We start from the raw sequence: 22952 nt of genomic DNA on the forward strand, positions 1-22952 counted from the left end.
TTTGACACACCCTCAGCACCATGCGACATGTCCCTTTTATCCCACGATTTTCCAGTCTTCAATGCAACGGGTAGCGGTAGAGAAGTTAATTCCTATTTTATACAGTTTGCGCGGATTGGTCGCGAACGGACTGGCATACCCTTTTTCCTCAATTTGTTGCAAAGCTTTTTCAGCAGAAGAATTGATTTTCAATTCAATAATATAAATATAATCCTTCGTCTGAACAGTTAAATCTATACGTCCACTACTTGTTGCACGTTCAACCTGCACATCCATACCTATTAAATCGAGTATGATATACATCGCATATTGGAAGTTTTTCTCTGCATTGCCTTGTATCTGATAACTTATATTGGCGAAAAATGCTGTCAGATAATTCATAAAGTCTTCCGGTCTTCCTTTTATAAGCGCTGTGCGCATCTTAGGAACTTTGGCTTTACTTTCTTCGGGATTCGATGAACGCAGATAATAAGTAATCAGCGAATTTAGAAATCCTTCTTTTACCTCTCCGTTTGGATATCCAAGCGTGTATAGTCTACTGTCCGGATCGTAACTTTTAATTGTCAGGTAACCCGTCTGAAACAAAAGTGGAACCGGATTATCAACGATAGAATCAGCCCCATTCAGAGTCGATGCAATCACTTCCTGGTTATCAAGAGTCGTAATGTCAAACGTTGTCTTTCTTAACACATTGACAAGCATGGAAGGTGTACCGGTCTCAAACCAATAGTTTCCGTATTCTCTGTCCTGCAGAGCATTCAAAAGACTAAATGGATTATAGACCCCCTCACTATCCGGATGGAAACGGTACCCATCATACTGTTCTTTAAGTTTCCTGTAACAGGTTTCCTTTGAAATTTTATGCTCATTCGCCATTATCGCAATACTTTCATCAAAGTATTCCTGTAGTTCCGTTTCAGAAATGCCACAAAGTTCTGCATACTGAAGCACCATGGATATGTCTCTCAAATTGTTCATTCCGCTGAACACACTGACTTTTCCTATTTTAGATACGCCTGTCAGAAAGGCAAACTTAATTTTTTCATCCTTGACTTTCAGGGTGCTGTAAAACCCCTGAAGTACAGTTCTATAGGTTTCACCTAACTCTTCATTTGTCAGATTGTCTTCTACCGGTTTGCCATACTCGTCAATAAGCACTACTACCTTACGTCCGGTTACTTCGTATGCTGCATCAATAATCTGTCTGAATCTGAGTCCCGGAAGATCGGACTGAGCAGTTATTCCGTATTTGTCTTCCCATTCGGTCAGAACCTGATTCAACATCTTCTGAAGATCAGATTCAGCCTTGTAGGCAACTCCGCTGAAGTCGATATGCAGTACAGGATATTCCGTCCAGTCCTTTTCAAAAGATTCAATGGCAAGTCCTCTAAAAAGCTCTTTTTCACCTTTAAAATATGCCTCCAGCGTGGAAGTCAACAGACTTTTGCCAAACCTGCGAGGACGGCTAAGAAAATAGTATTTTCCTGTGGACACAAGATTATACATCAATGCAGTCTTGTCCACATATAAATATCCGCCTTCGCGAATTTCTTTGAAGCTCTGAATACCAACCGGATATAGCATAGTCATATTTCCTGTGATATAATTTATTGGAATACTACTTTAGAATAACCTTTGTATACAAAGGTACATCATCTATCCTAATCTACCAAAATCTTTTAGTCAAAAAGGTCGAAATAAGCTTCCCTACCTTTTTATTGCACCACAGATTACACAGAGTGCCATAGAGGCCTCTTACCTCCAGAATACCAAGTCCAACCATCTGTAATCCGTGCCTAAAAATAACAAGATGGCAGTTACTTTTAGTTTTGACACCCTCTGCCCAACGGGCGAAGTGGTAGGCTTTACGTAACAGGGATATATTATATAAAAAGAAAAGCAGATGAAAGTTTTGTCGGACAGAAAAAATGTGTTATCTTTGCGACAACATGCTTACCCCGCTTCCCGTAAGAACAGCGCGCTCAGGGTGAGCTTTTTATTTTTATATACCCATGACAACGAATAAGGTACCTTATCCCAAGCATCTCATATCCTTTACAGACCAGATAAACCTGCTCAAACAAAGAGGAATGGTTTTCGAGGATGAACCGAAAGCCCTGCACCTGTTACAGAATATCAGTTATTATCGTTTGAGCGGTTATTGGTATCCTCTACTGACAGACAAACAACAGCATATTTTCAAACCGGGTAGCACATTTGAAACGGCCTATAACATCTATAAGTTTGACAGTGAACTCCGCAAACTGATTATTGCAGAGATTGAAAAAATAGAGGTTGCAGTCCGTACACAAACAGCATATATCCTTTCTTTACAGTATGGTTCGTACTGGTTTGAAGATTCCTCACTTTTCTCAAACCCAGTCCGCCATGCAAAGTTACTGTCAAAAATTGACAACGAATACAGCCGCAGCGATGAAGAATTCATCAAATCATTCAAGTCGAAATATTCCAACCATTTCCCGCCAAGCTGGATAACAATGGAAATAACCTCATTCGGAACGCTTTCCATATTATACGAAAATCTCTTGCCTGGAAAAATCAAGCGTTCCATAGCTGCATATTTCGGACTGGCTGATAAGGTTTTCGCATCATGGTTGCATAGTGTTGTGTATGTGCGGAATATTTGTGCACACCACAGCCGCTTGTGGAACAAGACTTTAAGCATCCGTCCATTAATGCCACGCTCTCCGCGCAATACTTTCATCAAATTGCCGGCCAGCGGAACACCGCAGGTCTATTTTATATTGAGCATGATTATATACTTGCTGAATACAATCAATCCCAACCATTCAATTATTTCGAGATTCAACGCTCTCTTGAGCCGTTATCCGACCATTGATGTCCGGGCCATGGGTTTTCCAGACGATTGGAAAAACGAGAGTCTTTGGAAAGATAAATGATTCAGAAATAAATCTTTTAGTCAAAAAGGTCGAAATAAGCTTTCACCCCTACCTCTTTGTGTGTATCACACAAGTGTCACAAATGCCTCTTTCTTTCAACTGTGCTACTCCGTTTCCTCCGTGGTGCCCCTCCTTTGACTTTCTGACACATCAACATGACCATTTGACACTCATTCCTTCCCTCCAACTTTCTGATTTTCATTATGAATCCTTATTTTTGCATCGAATATTTGACTTTAAAAAGAGAATAAAATGGATATGAAAAAGAAAGAATACACTAAACCGAGTATAAAGTTGGTGGAATGGGAGTTCAGTGAGGCTGTTTGCCAGACGGTAACGACAACAAGTTATACAAAGTGCCTCAAAATCACCAAAGGTACTGGAACTTCTGTATTTGAAAACAGGAATGATATAAATGCTGTTGGAGATTGGAACCGTGTAGGTTCAAGATAATAACAGATTTCACAAAATTTTATGTTACACGTCATTGAAAAAAACAAAAACATTTCAATAATGAAACATTTTTCTATTTTCTATACTCTATGCCTCTTTTTGTTATTGCCAACCGTATCATGTACTGACAATGACGACATCCGAAGAGCAGAACCGGGCATCTATTACATCGGAAAAGATTTGAATGCAGTGGTGTCCAGCCAAACAAGAGGCATTAATTCCGGTGATTATGAATTTGATACGAACTATGATTATGATTATATTTATCTTCATAAAATAGGTTCAGAAGAACGTATTAAAATTCCTGTTTATGAGAATTGCCCTAGCAACACGGGAACTATATGTAATAAAGGCTTCCGTTATCGAGTTGAAGTAGACGAATCAGGAAACGCGACTATCACTCCATTAGATAAAGAAGGAAACGCTATTGAAGGAAGCAGCTCTATCACATTAGAAAATGGTGAACAATGTTACTTTTCTTCTTGGCCGAAAGATGAATGGGCAATGCATGATGGACAATTCTCAGAAGAGAGATGGGCGGGGCAGAATGAGTCCTATTACCTTTATTATCGAGACAAGGAAGTGAATAAGGAAATCTATCGTAGCGGTGCGGGTAATGGTTATCAGAATCATAATATTGTAGATTTAACGACCAATGGAGATTTAAGCTTAACCAGAGCTTGTGCATCTTTCGCAGCTGCAGTTTTGATATACGATAAAAATAATCCTTTTCAGATGGGTGAAGTTACAAACTATCCCACACCAGAAGCGAAATTTACAGAAATTATGGGAGATGCTCCCAGCAATTGGTATATAAAAATCTATATTGGAGGTGAATGCTTTGCAACAGATCACAATATTGAAACGGGCGAATTGTCTACCGACCTCCCCAATGGCTATTACTCCAGTGGTGATGCCACTAAATTCGGCGAAGGTGATATTGTTGGAAAAGAATATTTGCCATTCGTCCAAAAAGAGTTCACTAATGCTAAATCTGCGTACCAAGGTTTCGGTTATGTAAGTGAACATACAAATACATTGTTTTCCCCTGTAACGGGTATGAATAGACCACATGTTTATCTTCTCGTCAAACACTGGACTGGTCCTGGAGAACCAGATGAAGCATGGCTCAAGAGTGACGTTGGAGCTTTACAAACAGAAATAGTCACTCAGGGAACTTTACATAACCCACGGAATGCAGATGCATATATTACGGGGCTTGCAATCGATTTGGCTGTATTTAAAAAGGCTTGGGAAGACAATTATGGCCCTCTAACTCCTTCTACTGGTAGCGAATCAAGCAATACGTCATCCTTTGCGACCCACTCCACCATCACCCGTAGCCCCTCCGGTGATCCAGTTCGTTCCTTTACTTTGCCAGAGGACGCCATCATTATCCAAGAAGTATACTAATTCTTTATAAACCTAAAAGAGGGGTGTGTCATACTTACATTACCATGACACACCCCTCTTAACTTGTATATCTCAACTAACTATATATGAAAGCAACCATCCACCCCGACTACCTCATCCGTACCATCGCCGGCGAACACATCCTCATCGGATGCGGCGAACAGATCAATCTTTCCCACATGCTGATGGTCAACGAAACAGCCGTCTTCCTCATCCGGAAATTACAAGAAGGCATCGCCACCACCGAAGCCCTCGCCCAATTCCTCACCGAGGAGTACAACGTCACCTATCCCGAAGCACTGACCGACACCGAAACACTCATCCGACAATTAGCGGAGCAAGGAGTAGTGGTGATCAGCGAATAAGTGCAATTATATTTTTCATTTCTACCACAAAGCAACTTTCCCTTCCACGCCTAAGTCCAATGTGGCGGTAGCTATTCCCAAAGCACGGAATACCTTTCCCATAGTGGAAAGAGTGATTGAGCATTTTCCACTTTCCAGTTTGCTTATCTGGGAACGCTTCACACCTATACGTTCACCAAGTTCCTCTTGTGTGAGGTTTTGTTTCAGGCGTGCGTTCTTAATAGCTTCCCCTACGAAGTAAGCATCTACCTCGTCTTTGAGCTGCGTTTCCATCACATCTCTTTCGGGAGTCCCTACTTTCCCCCATACTTCATCCACCAGATTGTCTGCAGGGGCAAACTTCATTTTTGTCATAATACATTATTTTTATCGTTAAAATATTCTTTTCTTATTTCTTCTGCCCGTTGTATTTCTTTTTGCGGGGTTTTCTGCGTTTTCTTTATGATTCCGTGTGTGGCAACAACAAGTGTTTCTGTTTCTGTATCCCAAAAAGCGAACAACCTGTAGCATATACCACTAAACAATGTGCGCAACTCCCAGATTTCGGAATTATCCAGTTTCTTAAATAGATTATTATCCATTACTCCACTTTCCAGTTTACGAATGTTATAAGTAATCTTCTGCTGCGCTTTAACAGGTTGAAGCCTCACAAAATTTTCAGCTTCTTCACTCAATATGACTTTTATATTTTTTACTTCCATCATATTTAACTTCAAATGCAAAGGTAGCTATTTGTTTCCAAATAAGCAAACAAAATAAATAATCTCTGTGCAACCCCGTCTCCTCTGTGGTAAATTATAAAAGATGGTTATACCCACGAGAGGGAGGAACCAATGTTTCAATCAGATTGGTATCAATATAACATTCAGGGATAATGCAATTGTCATTCATATTGTTTAAACTGTTATTTCAAGAACATATCTCCGTTAAAGAACAAGTCAATCCCGTCATCGTAAACCTCTTCCAATTCATTGTCTGACAATTTGCGGACAATGGTTTTCCCATCTTGTAAATCAACAAGGTATATCGCCACATCCTTATCTTTTTTTTCCAAAAAATCATTCACTACATACGGACTATGAGTCGTAATGAAATACTGGTTACTCTCATCATCCAGAATGCAGTTTGTCACTTTGGAAATATATGGCGGGTACGAATAGTAATTGCAATCCATACTCCGCAACCAAATTGCTTATCTCAGTAGTCAACGACGGATTGTCCCGAATAATCTGCATGATATTTTCACCTCCTATCGGCAACAAAAAAGGAAGTTCCACACTGGAAAATCTATTCAGCTTAGAAAAGTCATAACGTTTGAAAACCGGATAAGAAACGGGATTATTCTTTCTGGCAACCAGCCTGCCTCCGGTAACTGTCAATTGCTCATGTGAACCTTCGAAATCAGCTGTCCAATTGAACTTAGTACCCTCTACCCGTTCCAATGCCACTTCATCATCTCCAGCTTGCACCATTATAGTCCGGGAAACATCACCATCAAAAAACAATTCGCTTATATTGTGCTGATACCTCAGCAAGTCACCGATTTCCCGCTTTTCCAACAACAAATAAGGCAATGAGAACAAAGAAAGAGCTTCCAGAATATTACTTTTTCCGACATTAGGTCTTCCCAACAACAAATTATACGTCCTACAATCCTCAAGTAGAGTATCTTCCAGCGACTTGTAGTTTCTGATATGTATCTTATTTATATGAACCATTATTCCGTTTTTATCCCAATAAACCTATTACTAAACTATTATAAATGAAAACTCCGCCATTTCTTTAAATAAAGAAAAGAATTTCCATTCAATAAAACAAAGGTTTTAATGGTTATCTGTTTAAAATACACCACAAATGAGCACAGAAAAATAACTTTTCGCTATTTACATGTACGATATTGCCACAAATTCCACCGATTAACACAGACTAAATCGTTTACTAATTTCCTTTAGGCACAGCGTGGGTCAATGCCCCTGGAGGCATGAACCGTACGGACGGTGCATCTGTCATTCCCCTGCCGGATTACCTGAAGACCGCCTACCACGTGACCGGCACGCTGGAAACGCCTGTCGACATGGAGGAAAGCAACGGACAGATTGAGAAACGGGAAACTTATGGCTGTTATATAAAATATTCCACTTTTTTAGTGGATATATGGGAGAGATCCCTTATCTTTGCTACGTGAATAACAATACAGAAAGCAATGGAGATAAACTTTGATATTTACGCCATCTGTTCACTCCATTACGAAGTATTGAAAGGTGACAAGGCTGGTAATAGAGTAATTATGGGAAAATACATCTGTCAACGCCCTATACATCCGGGCGAACTGCTGAAAGAAGAGACCGAAGAACGTAAGCTCTCGCAACGTAGGTTGGCCGAGCAGATGGGCATCTCCTACAAGGTGCTGAACGACATTCTCAACTGCCGTAGGCCGATTACTACACAGACAGCGATGCTCTTCGAGGCGGCATTGGGTATCAGTGCTTCGCTACTGATGCGGATGCAGCTCGACTGCAATATGCAGCAGGCAGCCGCAGACTCCTCTTTTATGGAGCGACTGAAGCAAGTGCGGAAGTATGCCGCCATGCTGTAGCTCGCAACACACCGAAAGTTTCATGTGAAAGTGTGTCAAAACCCAAAGTGGCTGACCTTTTGTTATTTCCAGGCACGGATTACACGGAAATTCACGGATAAAACTGCGTGAGTATTTAAGTACCGATTAACACAGACTAAATAATCTGTGATAATCTGCGTCCATCTGCGTTTCACTTCACACAATCCTCTGTGCCCCCCGTGTCCTCCGTGGTGAAAGGAAGGTTCTGGCTTGAAGGTTTTAGGTAATCTTATACTATCTTTTTGATAACAGGATTTGACTATGCCGAACCTTTCGCTATCTTTGCTCAATTTTTAAAAAGGTATTCAGCTATGGCATTAGAAGGACTTCAAGAACGATATGTAAATTTCTATACAGATTTTGCTTTTAAGAAACTATTCGGAACGGAGGTGAACAAGGATTTGCTCATCAGCTTTCTAAATGCGTTGTTATCAGGTGAGGAAGAAATCAAGGAGCTGACTTATTGCGAACACGAAAAAGAACGGAAAGGGATCTTCAGTGTATATTGTATGAACGAGAAGGGCGAGCACTTTCTGGTAGAGATACAGAAAGCCGAACAGCGTTTTTTTAAAGGTCGTAGTGCCTACTATTCTACTTTCCCCATTCGGGAGCAAGGCTCCAAAGGAAACTGGAACTATGAACTGAAATCAGTGTACGCCATTGGTATTCTGAATTTCAGCTTCGATGACAGCGATCCGAACTACTACCACCATGAAGTCAAATTGGTGAATATAAAAACCACGCAAGTATTCTATAACAAGCTGACCTACATTTATCTGGAAATGCCTAAATTCCGCAAGACAGAAAGCGAACTGGAGAATCTTTTTGAGAAATGGCTTTATGCCATCATTCATTTGCCTGACTTGATAGAACGTCCCCAAGCCTTACGTGAAACGGTTTTCGAGAAATTCTTCCGTGTGGCCGAAATTGCCTGCTTTACCCAACAGGAACGTGTTGCCTATGAAAGAAGCTTGAAAAATTATCGCGACTGGTACAGCATAGCCGAAACAGCGGAATACCGGGGCTGGGAACGTGGCTACAATATGGGGTTATTGGAAGCACGTGCAGAAGCACGTGCAAAAGGCCGTGCGGAAGGACGCAATGAAGCGAAGCGGTTGATAGCCGAGAATATGATAAAGATGGGAATGAAAGTGAACGATGTTTGCCGCATTACGGGATTGTCTATGGAAGAAGTGAAAAGGATACGTTCATGAAAAAACACAGATTAACACAGAATAAATCGTTTACTAATTTCCTTTAGGACGGATTACACGGAAATTCACGGATAAAACTGCGTGAGTATTTAAGTACCGATTAACACAGACTAAATAATCTGTGATAATCTGCGTCCATCTGCGTTTCCCCCTCACACAATCCTCTGTGCAACTCCGTGTCCTCTGTGGTGAAATTTCCCCATTAGCCTCGATCAAAACCTCTTTTGATTTTTTACATAGAAGTATACTCCTCATTCTTCATTCTTCATTCTTCATTCTTCATTCTTCATTCCTCATTCTTCATTCCTCATTCTTCATTCCTCATTCTTCATTCCTCATTCTTCATTCCTCATTCTTCATTCTTCATTCTTCATTCCTCATTCTTCATTTTCACCACCTGTCCGCACCGCTCCGCCACTGCCGCATGATGCGTTACAAAAATAAAGGTCCGGTCCGTATAATCCCGTTCCAGGTTCTCCATCAATATCCGTTCCGTCTCCTCATCCAGCGCCGATGTCGCTTCGTCCAGCAACAATATCGGACTGTTGCGCAACAAGGCGCGGGCAATGGCAATTCGCTGCGCCTGTCCTTCACTCAGTCCGCTGCCCTGTTCCCCGATAAACGAATCCAGCCCGTTGGGCAACGCATACACAAAATCCGCTACAGCCGTCCGCAAAGCCCTGCACATCTCTTCCCCCGTCGCTTCCGGATTTCCCATCCGCAAGTTCTCACGGATCGTCCCGCTGAACAACGTGTTCCCTTGAGGCACATACGTAAAGTTACACCGCGTACGCGCCGACACCTCCACCGTCTCCTTTCCCGTCCTCAGCCGGATAGCTCCCGCCTGCGGTTTGTCGAACGCCAGCAACAGTCGCACCAATGTTGTCTTGCCTGTTCCGGTCTCGCCCATCACCGCCGTACGGCTCCCGGCCGGGAAACGGCACGAAAAGTTGTGGAACACCGGTCGGTCCCCCGGAGCATACGCAAAGTCTATCCCTTCCACGTCCACATCCGGCGTCTCTGCCAGCCGCAAAGAACTTCCCGCTTCCTCTTCCGGCAAACTCTCCAGCTCCCTCAACCGGCGAACCGATGCCATCCCCTCCACCAGCGAAGGAATCAGCCGAGCCATGTCCCATACAGGCTGCTGTATCTTCCCCACCAGTTGCAGAAAAGCCGCCATCGTACCGAATGTGATGCTGCCGTCACTCAGGCCCCATACTCCCCAACAGAATGCCACCAGATAGCCGCCCGAGAAAGCCCCCGACACACAGGCACGAGTCCATATCGAGAAACGGGTACGCTTCAGCAGGCGCATCCGCAAACTCTCCTGTTCCCCCTCCAGCCTATGAAGCCGTTTCCTGCCTATTTCCAGAGCCCGTACCACATTCCGCTGCTGCAGACTTTCCTGAATCACCGCCTGTATCCGACTGTCCGTCCTCCTGATCCGGCTTGCATAGCCATACATACGCTTCATGTACAGCCGGCTTCCCAGCAGGAAAAAGGGCAGAATCCCTACCACCAGCCAGACCAGTCGCGCATCCAGCCAGTAAAAGAAAGCAAAAGCCGCCAGCAGCTGTATGCCCAGGATCACAAAAGCCGGCAGAGTCATCGTCAGCAGACTGGTCAGAGTTGCTGTATCTCCTGCTACCCTGTTCATCACGTCTCCGGTATGGAAACGTTCCAGTTCCTTCCAGCGGCTCCGCAACAGGTGACCGAAAATCCTGTATCTCAATCCGTTTCCCGTCCCGACCTGTGCCCGCACAGCCACCCAGTTGTCCCATGCATTGCACGCCAGTTGCAGCAGCATGTTCACGACCAACACACCAGCCCAAAGCGGAAGTTCCTCTGCCCTCCCCTCTGTAGCCGCGTCAATAGCCTGTTTGGAAAAATAGATGAACAATAGCGAAAGCCCCACCGACAGCACCCCTGTCAGGCAACTCAGCCCTACACTCCTGCCATGCCCGCCCAATGCCTGCCTCAAATAAGCCAACATACCGCGAACCTTCTGCCGGTAACGCCTGCCAGCCAACACCTTCATCCAGACGGCCGAATAGCAGCGCCAAACCTTTCCGTCCACTTCATACGTCTGCCCTTTGCGTTCCATGGCAACCGCCTTTCCCAACACCTCCTGCAGTCCGGTCTCTTCCGTTGTCTCATTGGCATCTCCCTGCAACAGCAAACGGGTTCCCCGCCGTTCTACAACCCGGTGAAGCACGGTACTTCCGCCGTCGTTCACGCCAGCCAGCACCACGTCTCCCGGCGACAGTTCTTCAGCCCGGCAGCCACACAGCGTAACCCTGTCCCGTCCGTCCGCCAAAAACGGTTTCATACTGTTCCCTTTCACCGGTATGGTCACCGTTTTTCCTTCCCGCAACCATCCGGCAATCTCTGCCATCAAAATTTCATTATCAAAAAACTTTTTCATCCTCTTTTTGCAAAACGAAAACAAGCCATGCCGCTAAAAAGCGACATGGCTTGACAAACAAAACAAACAATCACTTATCTCGATAGATAAGTAACGCCTGCCCCGGCTTCGCTAAGCTCAAAGCAGGCTCCCGAATCACCTCACGGTGACTTTTTTTAGTTAAGAAGTTAAAGAAGTTAAGAAGTTAGAGAAGTTAAAGTCGATAGTTTTGCAATGGCAAATGATCAGAGGTTGAGAGTTTAGTGTTGAGAGTACTCTATCTATTGGCTTAACTTCTCTAACTTCTTTAACTTCTTAACTTCCTAAAGAATATCAAAAACATTAGTCAATTGCATAGAATATCCTTACCTTTACACTACGCTTTACCTTGGCGTTCAATCCCTGTACACTTTCATCGTTCAGTTCCACAACCGGGTTCACCAGCGCATTTACCAGGAAGGCATTTCCAGGCATATTCTTGAATTTCGGATTTGTCTTCAACCAGTTCACTACCGTAAAGGCACGGTTGTAAGCCAGTTTCTTATTACGTTCCAGACCAATCTCCTCAGCATTTTCGCCAATGTAGTTGTCCTGGCTGGTTGCCAGACCTTCAGCCACCACATACAGCAGACGTCCCTTTTCAAAAATCTCGTTCAGTCTGCCCACCGTAGCCGAGTCACTGGCCAGTGCCACATTTCCTTTGTTATTCTCTACAGCCGCATATATATCCGCAAAGCTGACCAGCTTCGAGTCGGCTCCGGGGCGCATGTTCTGTTCTACAATGCCCAGTCCGCTGTGTGCGTTCAGTCCGAACGACTGTCCCTCTTTATAGTTATCTTCACTGATCAGTTTCTGCATGGCAGTTTCCGTATCAACACGATAGTGCCATATATTTCCCTGACAGTACATCGGTGCATAGTAGTAACCGGTCTGTTCCTTGAAACGGTTCATGCTTTCAGCGTCCATACTCAATGAGATCGGCGACAGCGACATTTCATATCCGCGTGTCACCCCTGCAATCTCCGGTGCTTCCCCTGCTTTCTGGGTCGGTATGTCCGAAGTCTTCAGCCCCGACAGACTGGCTCCCGATGCCAGACGCTGAGCCACTGCATCCGTATTGTCAAACTTGGTCTGGGTAAAGATACCCGAAGCCAGGTAATCGATGGCGTTCACCGGCGCATCCACCATGGTCGGCGCATCGTTACGTCCAGAATAGTTGTTCGGGAAGAACACATAGAATTCCAGTACTCCGTATTCCGGACACTCGTTGACGATGGTAGCCGGTGCAGCTATCACGTTGTTGATGTATACAGGGTTCTCACACGGCAGACATCTGTCCCAATGGCGTTTTTTGAAGTAATAAGTAAAGCCCACTGCCACTCCGTGATTCGCATCCCACGGAGTATACTGCCCTCCGATTTTTCCGTCAAAGTTAGTCTGATAAAGAATGCTGTGCAGTTTGAAGTCCAGTGACCAGTCTTTTTTCTTACTGAAGAAACGGCTGTATTGCAACTCAAAGTGTCCGGACCATTCATTGCGTCGTGCAGGTGTATTAAAATGATGCACACCTCCGATACCTACCGTAAAAATGAATTGGTTCTTCAACCGTTCAGAATTCTTTCCTTCATATCCATAAATCAGTCTTGACAAGTTGAACATCGCCTGTGCACTGATGTCCCACCAATCAGTCTTGGCGCGCCAATATTCTTTACCATTTTCAATAAAGGGTTCGCCATAGGCAAATACACTTTCAAAGTCACTGTGCCCCTGTGAACGTCCTACTCCAAATTGCACCCTGGCACCGATACCAGGCGTAAACCACTTACCCAAGCCCATATAGAAGTCAGGCGAATAGTGCTCACCCATTTTGCTCACCCCTTGACATCCATCTCCGGCAAACATGTGTCCACCCACGGCTCCCATAATAAACCAGTTGTCCCAAAATCGGTTTGTTACAACTCGATAGTGATCATCCGTCGGTTGCGGAGTCTGATTGACTTCACATACCGTTGTGTCACTGCTGACGATCTCTTGCGCCGATGCACTGCCCCATCCTACGGACAGCAACATCAGCATACTCCATACAAATTTTCTCATTTCTGTTTATAATTAATGTTCAAAAAAATAGTTTCAATTAAAAGTGTTTTCACCACAGAGGACACAGAGCCTCACAGAAGTTATATTTCAATGTTCACCACGGATTACAACACAGATTAAATTCAAGATGCAGTGTGGGGAGGGTAAGTATCTGAGACTCCCCTCCTTCCAGAAGGAGGGGAGCCAGATAACATAACTAAGTTTCAGCACATCCTCATCTACAGATTAGTTAATGATTCAATCCGAAATAATCTGAGAAATCTGTGGTAAAACATCTCCCCTTTCAACTCACTAACTCTCCATCTCATCAACTTATCAACTCACCAACTAACCAACTAATCAAATCAATACGCCTTCGCATCCGTAAAGAAGCAACTCTCTACTGTTTTCCAAATGATGTACAAATCCAGCGTAAATCTCCAGTTCTTGATATACCAGATGTCATACTTCACCCGGTTTTTCATATCGGCCAGCCTGGGTGTTTCTCCCCGGAAACCGTTTACCTGGCTCCAGCCCGTAATGCCCGGTTTTATGCAGTGCCGCACCATGTATTCATCTATCTGCCTCGAATATTCCTCCGTATGCTTCACCATGTGTGGCCGCGGTCCTACAATGCTCATGTCTCCCATCAGCACATTCAGGAATTGCGGCATCTCGTCCAGATTGGTTTTCCGCATAATGTGTCCCCATTTCGTAATCCGCGCATCCGTTCGGGTAGCCTGCCGGGTGTCTGCATCGGCACTGGCCCTCATCGTACGAAACTTTATACATCGGAATGTCCTTCCTCTCCATCCCGTCCGTTTCTGTACAAAGAAGAGTCTTCCGGGCATCGTCGACTCCGTCATAATGGCAACAATTATGACCAACACCGGAAACAAAGTACAAAGGAACACCAGCGAACAGACAAAATCGAACGCCCGTTTCAGCAACCGGTTTCCGAGACAGTCCAATGGTGATCCACAAGAAAAGTAGTCTACCGTTTTTCCCATACGTTCTACATACATATTAATTGATTTAATAGATAATTGAGAATGGAGAATGGAGAATGGAGAATGAGTCGTAGAAATTCTTCATTAGCCTCGCTCAAAAAATCTTTTGATTTTTCACATAGAAGTATAGTCTTCATTCTTCATTTTTTTGTTCTTCATTCCTGAAGTAGTATCAGACTCCCCTCCTTCTGGAAGGTTGTTAGGTTTCAATTCGCACTTACGAAACTTAAAAATCCAATCTGTGAAAATCCGTGTCATCCGTGCCTAAAAATCCGCTTTCCCGCCTTGTACGCCAGAAAGCTCATCACTTCACCGGGCATAATACCCAGCAGCGTCCACCCGCGCCGTACCCAGAACCAGGCATTTCCCACAATGCGGCCTATCCTGAAACGCATATTCCGGGCTTTCTCCTCCCGTTCCATTTTCAGGCGATAGCCATCTCTCAGCACGACGTTCCTAAACAGCTCAGCTCCTTTTCCCCGTTTGACCGGTTTCAAGGGATAAGCCTCTGTTCCTCCTATATAGTTCTCGATAAATCCAAACAGAATCCGGCCGAATCTTTCCACATGCAGCCGTTTCAGCAAAATCGCTACTTTCTTCCCGTCCAGTTCGGCATGCCGCAACATCACCGCCACATCGCATACCTGTTTCAGCCCGATGCCGTACGTCAGAAAATGCCTGCGTATGTGCAGCATCAGGCAGACCAGATACAGCTCCCGGTCCGTTTCGTCTGCTTCTTTGCACAAACGTTGCAGGCGGACATTCACCACCGGGTTGTATACATACTCCCACCGGGCATGCAGTTCTACCGGTACCCGTTCATTCTCCTGCACCACGATATCTCCGTTTTCATCCCGAAATGCAATACCGGCTTCCGTCAACATAGGTTTCAGCCGACTCCAGCCATCCTTCAGTACCACATCTACATCCCCCGGACTGCGATGCAACGGCTGTTGATACCACAAAGCCACCGATGTCCCCTTGAACACAAAAGCAGACATGCCGGCTTTCTCCAGTTTTTCCAGCCACTGCTGTCCACAACGCTCTGCAAGCCTGTTCATCTGTTCCAGATAAAGCAGATGAAACAGCCACTGTTCCCACACACTTCTATCCGGGCGCATGGCTGTCCGGCCCACGCCGTCTATCAGCCATCCGGTCACTGCCTGCTCGTGTGCCATCGCAAACAGCCTTTCCCAATCCTCCGGCCCGATAGCCTTACTACCCTTATATTCTTCTTCCGTTTCCCACAATCCTCTACGCAGGAAATAAAAGAAAAGAGTTTCCATATTTAAGTTTCGGATTTAATATTTTTCTGGTAATTAAGGAGTTAAGAAGTTAAGGAGTTAAGCCGATACCTTTTATGAATGGTAAATGGTTAATGGTTAATGGTGAATGGTAAATGGTGAATGGTAAATGGTGAATGGTGAATGGTTAATAAATTCTTCATTAGCTTCGCTCAAAACCTCTTTTAATATTTACACTAAGGAATAGTCATCATTCATCATTCTTCATTCATCATTCTTCATTCATCATTCTTCATTCATCATTCTTCATTCATCATTCTTCATTCATCATTCTTCATTTATCTTGTTCTTCATTTATCTTGTTCTTCATTTTCTTGTCTATTGGCTTTTAACTTCTAAGCCCACCTTGGTGGGCGATAACTTCTTTTAACTTCTTTAACTCCTGTAAGTTTCGCACTTGCGAAACTTGAGTAGACTTATTTATTCTGCGTAAATCTGTGTTAATCTGTGTTTTCTCATCACAGAGACCCCAGATTCACAAACTGCGGCACCTTCCATGCCATCTTTTGCAGTTTGGTCCATACAGCAGGCATTCCATGACTCCGGTACATCCGCACATCCTCCTCCCACATCTGTTTCCTCCGCTTGCTGTCCGTGCTTAGTCCTCCCATCCGCATCCTTACAATATATTCGTTCAGGTATTCCACTTTCAGATCCGCTTCATACAGATAGCGGAACAGCAGATCCGAATCCGCTGCAATCCGGTAACTTTCGTCATACAGCCCCAACCGGTCCATACAAGCCTTGCGAATGTAGCAGGTAGGATGCAGCGGCAACCACCCGTGCCTTACTTTCCATTTGCTGTAGCTTCCCCCTATCCAGTTGCGCACCACCCGGTTCGTGTCGTCTGCATCAACAAACAGCCCGTTTCCATACACAAAGTCCGCATCGGTTTCCTCAAACCGTTTTACAATCCGGCTGATGATGTCCGTAGCATAAAGAAAATCATCCGAATGCAGCAGCCCCACGATATCGCCCGTCGCCACCCGTATTCCTTTGTTGATACCCTCGTACATCCCGCTGTCCGGCTCCGAGATAATCCGGGCAATGCGATCGCTGTACCGTTCAATTACCTGTAACGAACGGTCCCTGCTGGCTCCATCCACCACAATGTATTCAATGTCCGGATAATCCTGTGCCAGTACACTTTCAATGGCATGTGCGATAGTCGCTTCCCGATTGAAGCAGGAAGTGATAATAGAAACTTTCATAAATTCAAATAATTCTCCTTCAAATACGCTTTGATTTTTTCAGCGTCGTAGCCGAAGCGTTTCTTGATTTCATACACTTTTGCATCGGCCAATGTCCGATACCACCACCCCTGCAAAAAATGCCACAAGAACCCCTCTTTACCGTCCAGAAAACCTAATCGGATAAAATAGCGAAGAAAGAAAAAGGCAAATGCCCGCCAGAACAAAGGTAATTTGATGTATTTTAGTTTTTTCTTCCGAATAGCCGCAGAATGGGCACCGGAATTCACAACATCATTCTCATACAGCCCATATTCTGTCATAAGTAAATCAATGGCTTCCCGTGTAGCATAACCGTTATGCTTAGTTGTCCACCAGGTTAAACCATTCAGGTTGTCATCGTAAAACGGATGCTTTAATTCTCCTATTATACCTTCAGATAGCTGAATATGTTCATCCATAAAACGATTCTCACATACTGCATATCTAATTTTGAATAATCGCAATAAAATGAGCGGTATAATTCCATGTCTGATATATTTCCCCATAAAAATACGCAAACAAGGAGCTGTAAATCCATTGATGTCTTTAGGAAGAGAAGGAAGGGTTTGGTGCAATTCTTCAATCAATTCATCCGAAAGATACTCATCTGCATCCATACGCCAGACCCACTCAGTTTTAATAGGCAAATTTTGCAATGCCCAATTAAATTGTTTGGAATAATTTTCCCAAGGATGCTGATAAACTTCTGCCCCTAATGATCGAGCGATTTCTACTGTACTATCTGTTGAATAGCAATCTACCAGATAAATATGTTTAGCAAACTTTTGGGCATTATGAATACAACGTTCAATATGAACTTGCTCATTATAAGTCAGTATGATTACAGAAATATCTAACATTGTTTCATCCTTTAATAATTCTGTCTTTAATATATTTCGCCGGATTACCCCCTACTACAGTTTCACTATCTATATTTTTTGAGACGACTGAATTAGCAGCTACTACACAATATTTCCCAATAATCACACCTGAAAGTATACAACTTCTTGTAGCAATCCATGAGCCGTCATCAATGTAAATCGGTTTGATTATCAAATCGAAAGTAGATTTATTAATATCATGTGATCCTGTCAGTAAATATACATCTTTACCTATGCAACATTTTTCTCCAATTGTAATCCGATCTAAAGCATAAATCCAAGACTTCTCACCTAATGAAGACAGTCTACCCATAGTTAAATTCCATGGATACTCAATTTTACAAGATGGATGTAAATTACAGGTCCAATCTACTTTTGCCCCAAAAAGTTTTATCAGAGCCACACGATAGAGTTTAAAAATTCTAAACATTGGAGGCGAAAAACGAAAAAATGTACTATTAACAATCCCCCATAGCATGTTCTTTATCTTCATTGATAAAGGCATGGTATTAGTCTGTATCGGATTAAAAGTTACCATTATTTATAATCCTTTTTTTTAAGAACTTTGCTGGGTTTCCACCAACAACAGTCCACGGTTCTATATCTTTAAAAACACAGCCTCTTGCACCTACAACCGCTCCTTCACCTATAGCAACACCGGGACCAATAAAAGCCTCTGCTGCAATCCAAGCTCTTTGCCCAATAATGATTGCATTTGCTATCTGCTCATGGCACGGAGAAGAAATATTATGTGAAGCCGTGCACAAATAAGCGCGTTCTGATACCGTAGCATATTTTTTTAATATAACAGGAGCAGCATTATAACATTTCACTTCTGAGCCTATACAAGTTTGCTCTTCCATAATTAAATTCCACGGCATAAATATTCTAGCAGAAGAATAAACATACGCATTTTTTGCTATTTTAGCTCCAAAACATTTTAAAAGAAATACTTTCCATGCATTTGCCGAACTTTTTGGAAAAGGACGTGCAAACACATTCCAACAAATTGTCCATACCATCCGTTTTATCCGATTCCCCGTTGAATATGGCGATATAAAATTAACTTCATTTTCCATCTTCATTGCCCCCCTTTCTTCACCATCATCTCCATCTTCTCCTTCTTCCCCCTCGTCGCCAGCATATTATTAATCTGCAACCGCACATTGTCCACGGTGCCGCCCGATATAAGGTTGGCAGCAAAAGGCAGAAGTTTCTGAATAAAGGCAGCTTTTACCACAATTTCCTTACGCACATGTCCGTCTTCAAGCATCAGCTTTACCACATCGGCCAATTCATACGCCGAATTGCAATTGCCAATCTGTTTCACATAGAAACGTAACTTTTCCACATCATGCACATACCTGTACAACTCCTGTTCCTGCCGTGTCATCGTTTCGTTTGTATTGACAACCTCTTTTCTCTGACCAATAGAATCAGCAAATTGTTCTCCATAAAAATACTGAACAACAGAAGTAGCCGAAGGCATTATCGTATTCGTTCCACCGTTGATATTAATTACGATTCTTGTTTTATCATCCATTTTCGTGATGTAAAAAGTTTATTTTAATTTTTTCATGCAAAATTGCGCTGTGGATGTGTCAAATAAAGTAACACTTTCATTCTGGTATGTTGAACTGAGCAAGAAATATTCCTATTTGGATGCTCCTACTACTTAATAAGTCTCAACAAACACTCAATAAAATCTCAATGCTTCTCAATGAACATTCTCACTCCACTAAATTGACATATATTCGCATCATATCTTACTAAAAAACACACATACATTATGAAAGAAAGCATTATGAGTTTTTTCCATGCCCCCGTCACCAACAAGGTGCCGGCGGGCGTATGCAACCTGACCGGACTTCACACTTACCTCACGTCCGACAAACAACTGGAGCAACTGACACACGAGGTACGCGCCACACTGGCCGACGGACAACTCTTCCGGAAAAAGAAGCAGCAATTACTGCCTTATGTCACACCTGCCGGCATCTTTCCTTACTGCAAAGAACTTTGTCTGACACTTCCTTCCGGACTGTTCGTCATCGACATCGACCATCTGGACACCGCCGCCGAGGCGGAGGAATGGCGCAACCGGTTGTTTGCCGATGACGTGCTTCATCCCGACCTTGCCTTTATCAGTCCCGGTGCCAAAGGAGTCAAACTGTTCGTCCCTTATCGGTTATGTCCGAACGAAAGCATCAAAGAATCGTTCGACAAAGCCTTGCATACCGCCTGGGACTACCTCGAATGGAAACACGGTCTGAAAGTAGACACCGCCAACTCCGACATGTCAAGAGCCTGTTTCCTGGCGCACGACGCGGGGGCGAAAGTGAGAATGGAGAATGGATAATGGAGAATGGAGAATTGATAATGGAGAATGGAGAATGGATAATTGAGAATGAAGCTTAATTCAGAAACTCAAAAAACCAAAAACCCAAAAACTCAAAATCTCAAAAACCCAAAAACTCAAAAAACCAAAAACTCAAAAACTTAAAACAATATGGACAACATCGAATCATTACAGCGTTTGGTAGACGCTGTTGAAAAATCCGGTGCCAACGTAGCACCTACCTACCAGGAATACATGCCGATGGCATTTGCCATTGCCAACAGTTGTGGCGAAGAAGGACGTTCCTCTTTTCACCGCCTATGCCGCATCTCCGAGAAATACAAGTCGGAAGAAGCAGACAAACTTTACGACCACGCCTTGCAGCAAGGCACCGGCGCAAATTCACTCGGCACCGTGTTCCACCTGGCCGAACGGACAGGCATCCGACTGGACCGAAAACTTGCAAACTTGCAAAACTTGCAGCCCCCTCACCCACACACGCGCACGCGCGAAGAGCGAAAATCAACAGGCTGCGAGCCCCAAAACGCAAGTGACGAAACGCAAGCGACAGACGACGAAACGCAGGTGCCACCCCTTCCCTGTTTTTCCGATTACAACTGGCCTCCTTTCCTGCAACAAATCATAGATTGTGGCGATTCACCCGCTCAGCGCGATATTTTGCTGTTGGGAGCCGTCACTGTCATCGGAGCCACCCTCAACAAGCTGATCTGTTTTACGTATGGACGTAAGAAAAAATATCCCTGCCTCCAGACTTTTGTGGTGGCTCCCCCGGCTTCGGGAAAAGGAGCCTTGACCTGGGTACGCCGGCTGGCTGAACCTATTCACGATTCCCTGCTCGATGCCTACAACCGGAAGTTGCAAGACTACCGGCAGGAAAAAATGCGCCGGGATGCAATGGGCAAAGAGAAAACAAACCAGCCCGAACCTGAACAGCCTCGCATGAAAATGTTTCTTATCACCGGTGACAACTCCGGTACCGGTATGCTCGAAAACCTGATGGATGCCGACGGGGCAGGACTGATCTGCGAGGCCGAAGCCGACACCGTCAGTACCGCCATTGGCAGCGAATACGGACATTGGAGCGACACGCTTCGCAAAAGTTTCGACCACGAGCGTCTGGCCTATAACCGCCGTACCAACCACGAGTACCGTGAGTGCAAACAGTCTTACCTCAGTGTTTTGCTTAGCGGTACCCCGGCACAGGTGCGTCCGCTTATCCCTTCGGCCGAGAACGGTCTGTTCTCCCGCCAGGTGTTTTATTGCATGCCGCCCATCGATGAATGGGCCGACCAGTTCAACCTTTCCGATGCCGATTACGACCGGATCTTCACACAGTGGGGAGAAGACTGGAAACAGTTGCTCGACAGTCTGGCTGCCAACGTAAGCAACATCCGTCTGGAGTTGTCTCCCGAGCAGAAACAGACGTTCAACCAGCATCTGGCCCGTCTTTTCGTCCGTGCCGGAGCCATTCATGGTGATCCCATGAAGAGCACCGTCACCCGTATCGCCATCAACCTTTGCCGTATGCTGAGTGTCATAGCCCTGCTCCGGTCGCTTGCTGCGCTGCTTCCCTCCGGCGATGGCGGAAAGGAAACGGCCTACGACGACCTTACCCGCCAGCTCATCGCTTGTCCCGGCCTGTCGCCCGACCCGCGCATACCGTCCGAAAACATACGCGACGGAGTGATTCCTCTGTTTTGCCTGAGTGTCACCGAAGCGGATTTTCAAGCAGTTCTTTCCCTTGCCGAACCTTTGTACCAACACGCCTGCTATGTCCTCTCGCTGCTGCCTGCCACCGAGACTGTGCGCCAAAGCACTTTGTCCGTGGATGCCTTTTTCGATCGTCTGCCCCATCGGTTCAGTCGCCAGAGTGTTCTTGAAGAAGGGCAACGGTATGGAATAGCCCGCAATACCATCGACTCGAAGCTGAAACGGATGACCGAAAAAGGCATTTTGCAGAAAACTCAGCGTGGCGAATACGAGTTTGCTACGCGCATGCGCACGTGTGTGGGTGAGGCGGCTGCAAGTTTTGCAAGTTTGCAAGTTTCTGCCCCCTCGAACAGCTGATTCCACCCCTCCCAAGCCCCCGTTTTTTTCCTAGTTAGGAAAAAAATACGGCCTAGTTAGGGAATAATTTTTTCCTAACTGGGAAAAAATCAGCAGCCAACCCAAGGCAGGGAGTTAAGGAGTTGATGAGTTGATGAGTTAAGAAGTTAAGCCAATACATAGACTACACTAAACCCTCAACCCTAAGCCCTCAACGCTCAACCCTAAACCCTCAACTTTTAATTTCTCACTATTAATTTTTAACTTTTAATTTTTAACTTACCACATGTCCTCTTTCTTCCGCCCCGTCACCATGAAAAAAGGCGAACTGGCCCGTCTTTATTTTCCTGAGTCTCCCACCAGCATCGGAACCAACCGGCTGATGCGCTGGATTCACAATTGTCCTCCCCTCATGAAAGATCTGTCACAAACCGACTATCACCGCTCGCAGAAGTTGCTCACCGCCCGCCAGGTATCACTGATTATTCATCACCTGGGAGAGCCGTAACCTTCAGAAACCTTCAGAAACCCATAACTCCCCTTTTCCCCTGCCGTATCTTTGCGACAAGTTAACGAGTTGACAAGTTGACGAGTTAACAAGGTGACAAGGTGATGAGTTGATAAGTTAAGGAGTTAAGAAGTTAGAGAAGTTAAGCC

23 protein-coding genes and 1 pseudogene are annotated in these 22952 nt (G+C 44.6%); 10 read left to right on the top strand and 14 right to left on the bottom strand.

The window, feature by feature from the left end; genetic code table 11:
• Positions 1-36: 36 nt before the first annotated feature.
• Positions 37-1590 carry an AAA family ATPase gene (locus Q3C19_RS00850; protein ID WP_368045222.1) on the bottom strand — a complete coding sequence of 518 codons (1554 nt, stop codon included), beginning with the start codon at positions 1588-1590 and terminating at the stop codon, positions 37-39.
• 422 nt (positions 1591-2012) lie between these two features.
• Between Q3C19_RS00850 and Q3C19_RS00855 the strand changes: the two genes are divergently transcribed.
• The 4 genes from Q3C19_RS00855 to Q3C19_RS00870 all read left to right on the top strand — a co-directional run bounded on the left by Q3C19_RS00855 (position 2013) and on the right by Q3C19_RS00870 (position 5152).
• Positions 2013-2921: an Abi family protein gene (locus Q3C19_RS00855; RefSeq protein ID WP_022163458.1), complete on the top strand. Its 909-nt coding sequence runs from the start codon at positions 2013-2015 to the stop codon at positions 2919-2921.
• A gap of 258 nt (positions 2922-3179) precedes the next feature.
• On the top strand, positions 3180-3374 hold the full coding sequence (locus tag Q3C19_RS00860) for a hypothetical protein (protein WP_302726518.1): 195 nt from the start codon (positions 3180-3182) through the stop codon (positions 3372-3374).
• 60 nt (positions 3375-3434) lie between these two features.
• Positions 3435-4787, top strand: a complete 1353-nt coding sequence (locus Q3C19_RS00865; protein WP_302726520.1) for a hypothetical protein — start codon at positions 3435-3437, stop codon at positions 4785-4787.
• Positions 4788-4873: 86 nt separating this feature from the next.
• A complete protein-coding gene (locus tag Q3C19_RS00870; RefSeq protein ID WP_302726522.1) occupies positions 4874-5152 on the top strand; it encodes a PqqD family protein in 279 nt (92 codons plus the stop codon).
• Between the two features lie 21 nt (positions 5153-5173).
• Here Q3C19_RS00870 and Q3C19_RS00875 read toward each other — a convergent pair whose 3' ends face one another.
• From Q3C19_RS00875 to Q3C19_RS00890, 4 genes are all read right to left on the bottom strand, one after another.
• Positions 5174-5506: a helix-turn-helix domain-containing protein gene (locus Q3C19_RS00875; RefSeq protein WP_277120002.1), complete on the bottom strand. Its 333-nt coding sequence runs from the start codon at positions 5504-5506 to the stop codon at positions 5174-5176.
• Positions 5503-5853, bottom strand: coding sequence for a type II toxin-antitoxin system RelE/ParE family toxin (locus Q3C19_RS00880; protein ID WP_287641014.1), 351 nt, complete (start codon positions 5851-5853; stop codon positions 5503-5505). The genes Q3C19_RS00875 and Q3C19_RS00880 overlap by 4 nt, the downstream gene beginning before the upstream one ends.
• Before the next feature lie 203 nt (positions 5854-6056).
• Entirely contained in the window at positions 6057-6206 is a 150-nt protein-coding gene (locus Q3C19_RS00885) for a hypothetical protein (RefSeq protein WP_302726524.1), read from the bottom strand.
• Positions 6207-6261: 55 nt separating this feature from the next.
• Positions 6262-6870: an AAA family ATPase gene (locus tag Q3C19_RS00890; protein WP_302726526.1), complete on the bottom strand. Its 609-nt coding sequence runs from the start codon at positions 6868-6870 to the stop codon at positions 6262-6264.
• A gap of 263 nt (positions 6871-7133) precedes the next feature.
• Here Q3C19_RS00890 and Q3C19_RS00895 point away from each other — a divergent pair, with 263 nt between their 5' ends.
• The 3 genes from Q3C19_RS00895 (at position 7134) to Q3C19_RS00905 (ending at position 8983) form a co-directional block, all read left to right on the top strand.
• The gene (locus Q3C19_RS00895; RefSeq protein ID WP_302726528.1) at positions 7134-7337 is read left to right on the top strand and encodes a hypothetical protein; all 204 of its coding nucleotides are present in this window, start codon (positions 7134-7136) and stop codon (positions 7335-7337) included.
• A gap of 102 nt (positions 7338-7439) precedes the next feature.
• The gene (locus Q3C19_RS00900) at positions 7440-7748 is read left to right on the top strand and encodes a HigA family addiction module antitoxin (RefSeq protein WP_302726729.1); all 309 of its coding nucleotides are present in this window, start codon (positions 7440-7442) and stop codon (positions 7746-7748) included.
• A gap of 332 nt (positions 7749-8080) precedes the next feature.
• The gene (locus Q3C19_RS00905) at positions 8081-8983 is read left to right on the top strand and encodes an Rpn family recombination-promoting nuclease/putative transposase (protein ID WP_302726530.1); all 903 of its coding nucleotides are present in this window, start codon (positions 8081-8083) and stop codon (positions 8981-8983) included.
• Positions 8984-9353: 370 nt separating this feature from the next.
• On the opposite strand, the gene Q3C19_RS00910 is transcribed toward Q3C19_RS00905, so the two are convergent.
• The 9 genes and pseudogenes from Q3C19_RS00910 to Q3C19_RS00950 all read right to left on the bottom strand — a co-directional run bounded on the left by Q3C19_RS00910 (position 9354) and on the right by Q3C19_RS00950 (position 19433).
• Positions 9354-11408 carry an ABC transporter transmembrane domain-containing protein gene (locus Q3C19_RS00910; RefSeq protein ID WP_302726532.1) on the bottom strand — a complete coding sequence of 685 codons (2055 nt, stop codon included), beginning with the start codon at positions 11406-11408 and terminating at the stop codon, positions 9354-9356.
• 321 nt (positions 11409-11729) lie between these two features.
• Positions 11730-13484, bottom strand: coding sequence for a hypothetical protein (locus Q3C19_RS00915; protein ID WP_302726534.1), 1755 nt, complete (start codon positions 13482-13484; stop codon positions 11730-11732).
• Positions 13485-13828: 344 nt separating this feature from the next.
• Positions 13829-14422, bottom strand: a pseudogene (locus Q3C19_RS00920) (sugar transferase); the annotation flags it as partial.
• A gap of 305 nt (positions 14423-14727) precedes the next feature.
• Positions 14728-15759, bottom strand: coding sequence for a nucleotidyltransferase family protein (locus Q3C19_RS00925; protein ID WP_302726536.1), 1032 nt, complete (start codon positions 15757-15759; stop codon positions 14728-14730).
• Between the two features lie 476 nt (positions 15760-16235).
• Entirely contained in the window at positions 16236-16988 is a 753-nt protein-coding gene (locus Q3C19_RS00930) for a glycosyltransferase family 2 protein (RefSeq protein WP_302726538.1), read from the bottom strand.
• Entirely contained in the window at positions 16985-17869 is an 885-nt protein-coding gene (locus Q3C19_RS00935) for a glycosyltransferase family 2 protein (RefSeq protein WP_302726540.1), read from the bottom strand. Before Q3C19_RS00935 ends, Q3C19_RS00930 begins: the two co-directional genes overlap by 4 nt.
• Before the next feature lie 4 nt (positions 17870-17873).
• Positions 17874-18383 (bottom strand): DapH/DapD/GlmU-related protein, encoded by a 510-nt coding sequence (locus Q3C19_RS00940; RefSeq protein WP_302726542.1) that lies wholly within the window; start codon positions 18381-18383, stop codon positions 17874-17876.
• A gap of 31 nt (positions 18384-18414) precedes the next feature.
• Positions 18415-18969, bottom strand: coding sequence for a putative colanic acid biosynthesis acetyltransferase (locus Q3C19_RS00945; RefSeq protein WP_302726543.1), 555 nt, complete (start codon positions 18967-18969; stop codon positions 18415-18417).
• A gap of 2 nt (positions 18970-18971) precedes the next feature.
• The gene (locus Q3C19_RS00950; protein ID WP_302726545.1) at positions 18972-19433 is read right to left on the bottom strand and encodes a hypothetical protein; all 462 of its coding nucleotides are present in this window, start codon (positions 19431-19433) and stop codon (positions 18972-18974) included.
• Between the two features lie 246 nt (positions 19434-19679).
• Here Q3C19_RS00950 and Q3C19_RS00955 point away from each other — a divergent pair, with 246 nt between their 5' ends.
• The 3 genes from Q3C19_RS00955 to Q3C19_RS00965 all read left to right on the top strand — a co-directional run bounded on the left by Q3C19_RS00955 (position 19680) and on the right by Q3C19_RS00965 (position 22803).
• Entirely contained in the window at positions 19680-20249 is a 570-nt protein-coding gene (locus Q3C19_RS00955; protein ID WP_302726547.1) for a BT4734/BF3469 family protein, read from the top strand.
• A gap of 150 nt (positions 20250-20399) precedes the next feature.
• Entirely contained in the window at positions 20400-22316 is a 1917-nt protein-coding gene (locus Q3C19_RS00960; protein ID WP_302726549.1) for a DUF3987 domain-containing protein, read from the top strand.
• Between the two features lie 265 nt (positions 22317-22581).
• Complete coding sequence (locus Q3C19_RS00965) at positions 22582-22803, top strand: DUF4248 domain-containing protein (RefSeq protein ID WP_022163478.1); 222 nt, start codon at positions 22582-22584, stop codon at positions 22801-22803.
• Positions 22804-22952 lie beyond the last annotated feature (149 nt).

The sequence above is a fragment of the Bacteroides sp. ET489 genome, assembly GCF_030518095.1.
GTDB lineage: Bacteria > Bacteroidota > Bacteroidia > Bacteroidales > Bacteroidaceae > Bacteroides > Bacteroides ndongoniae.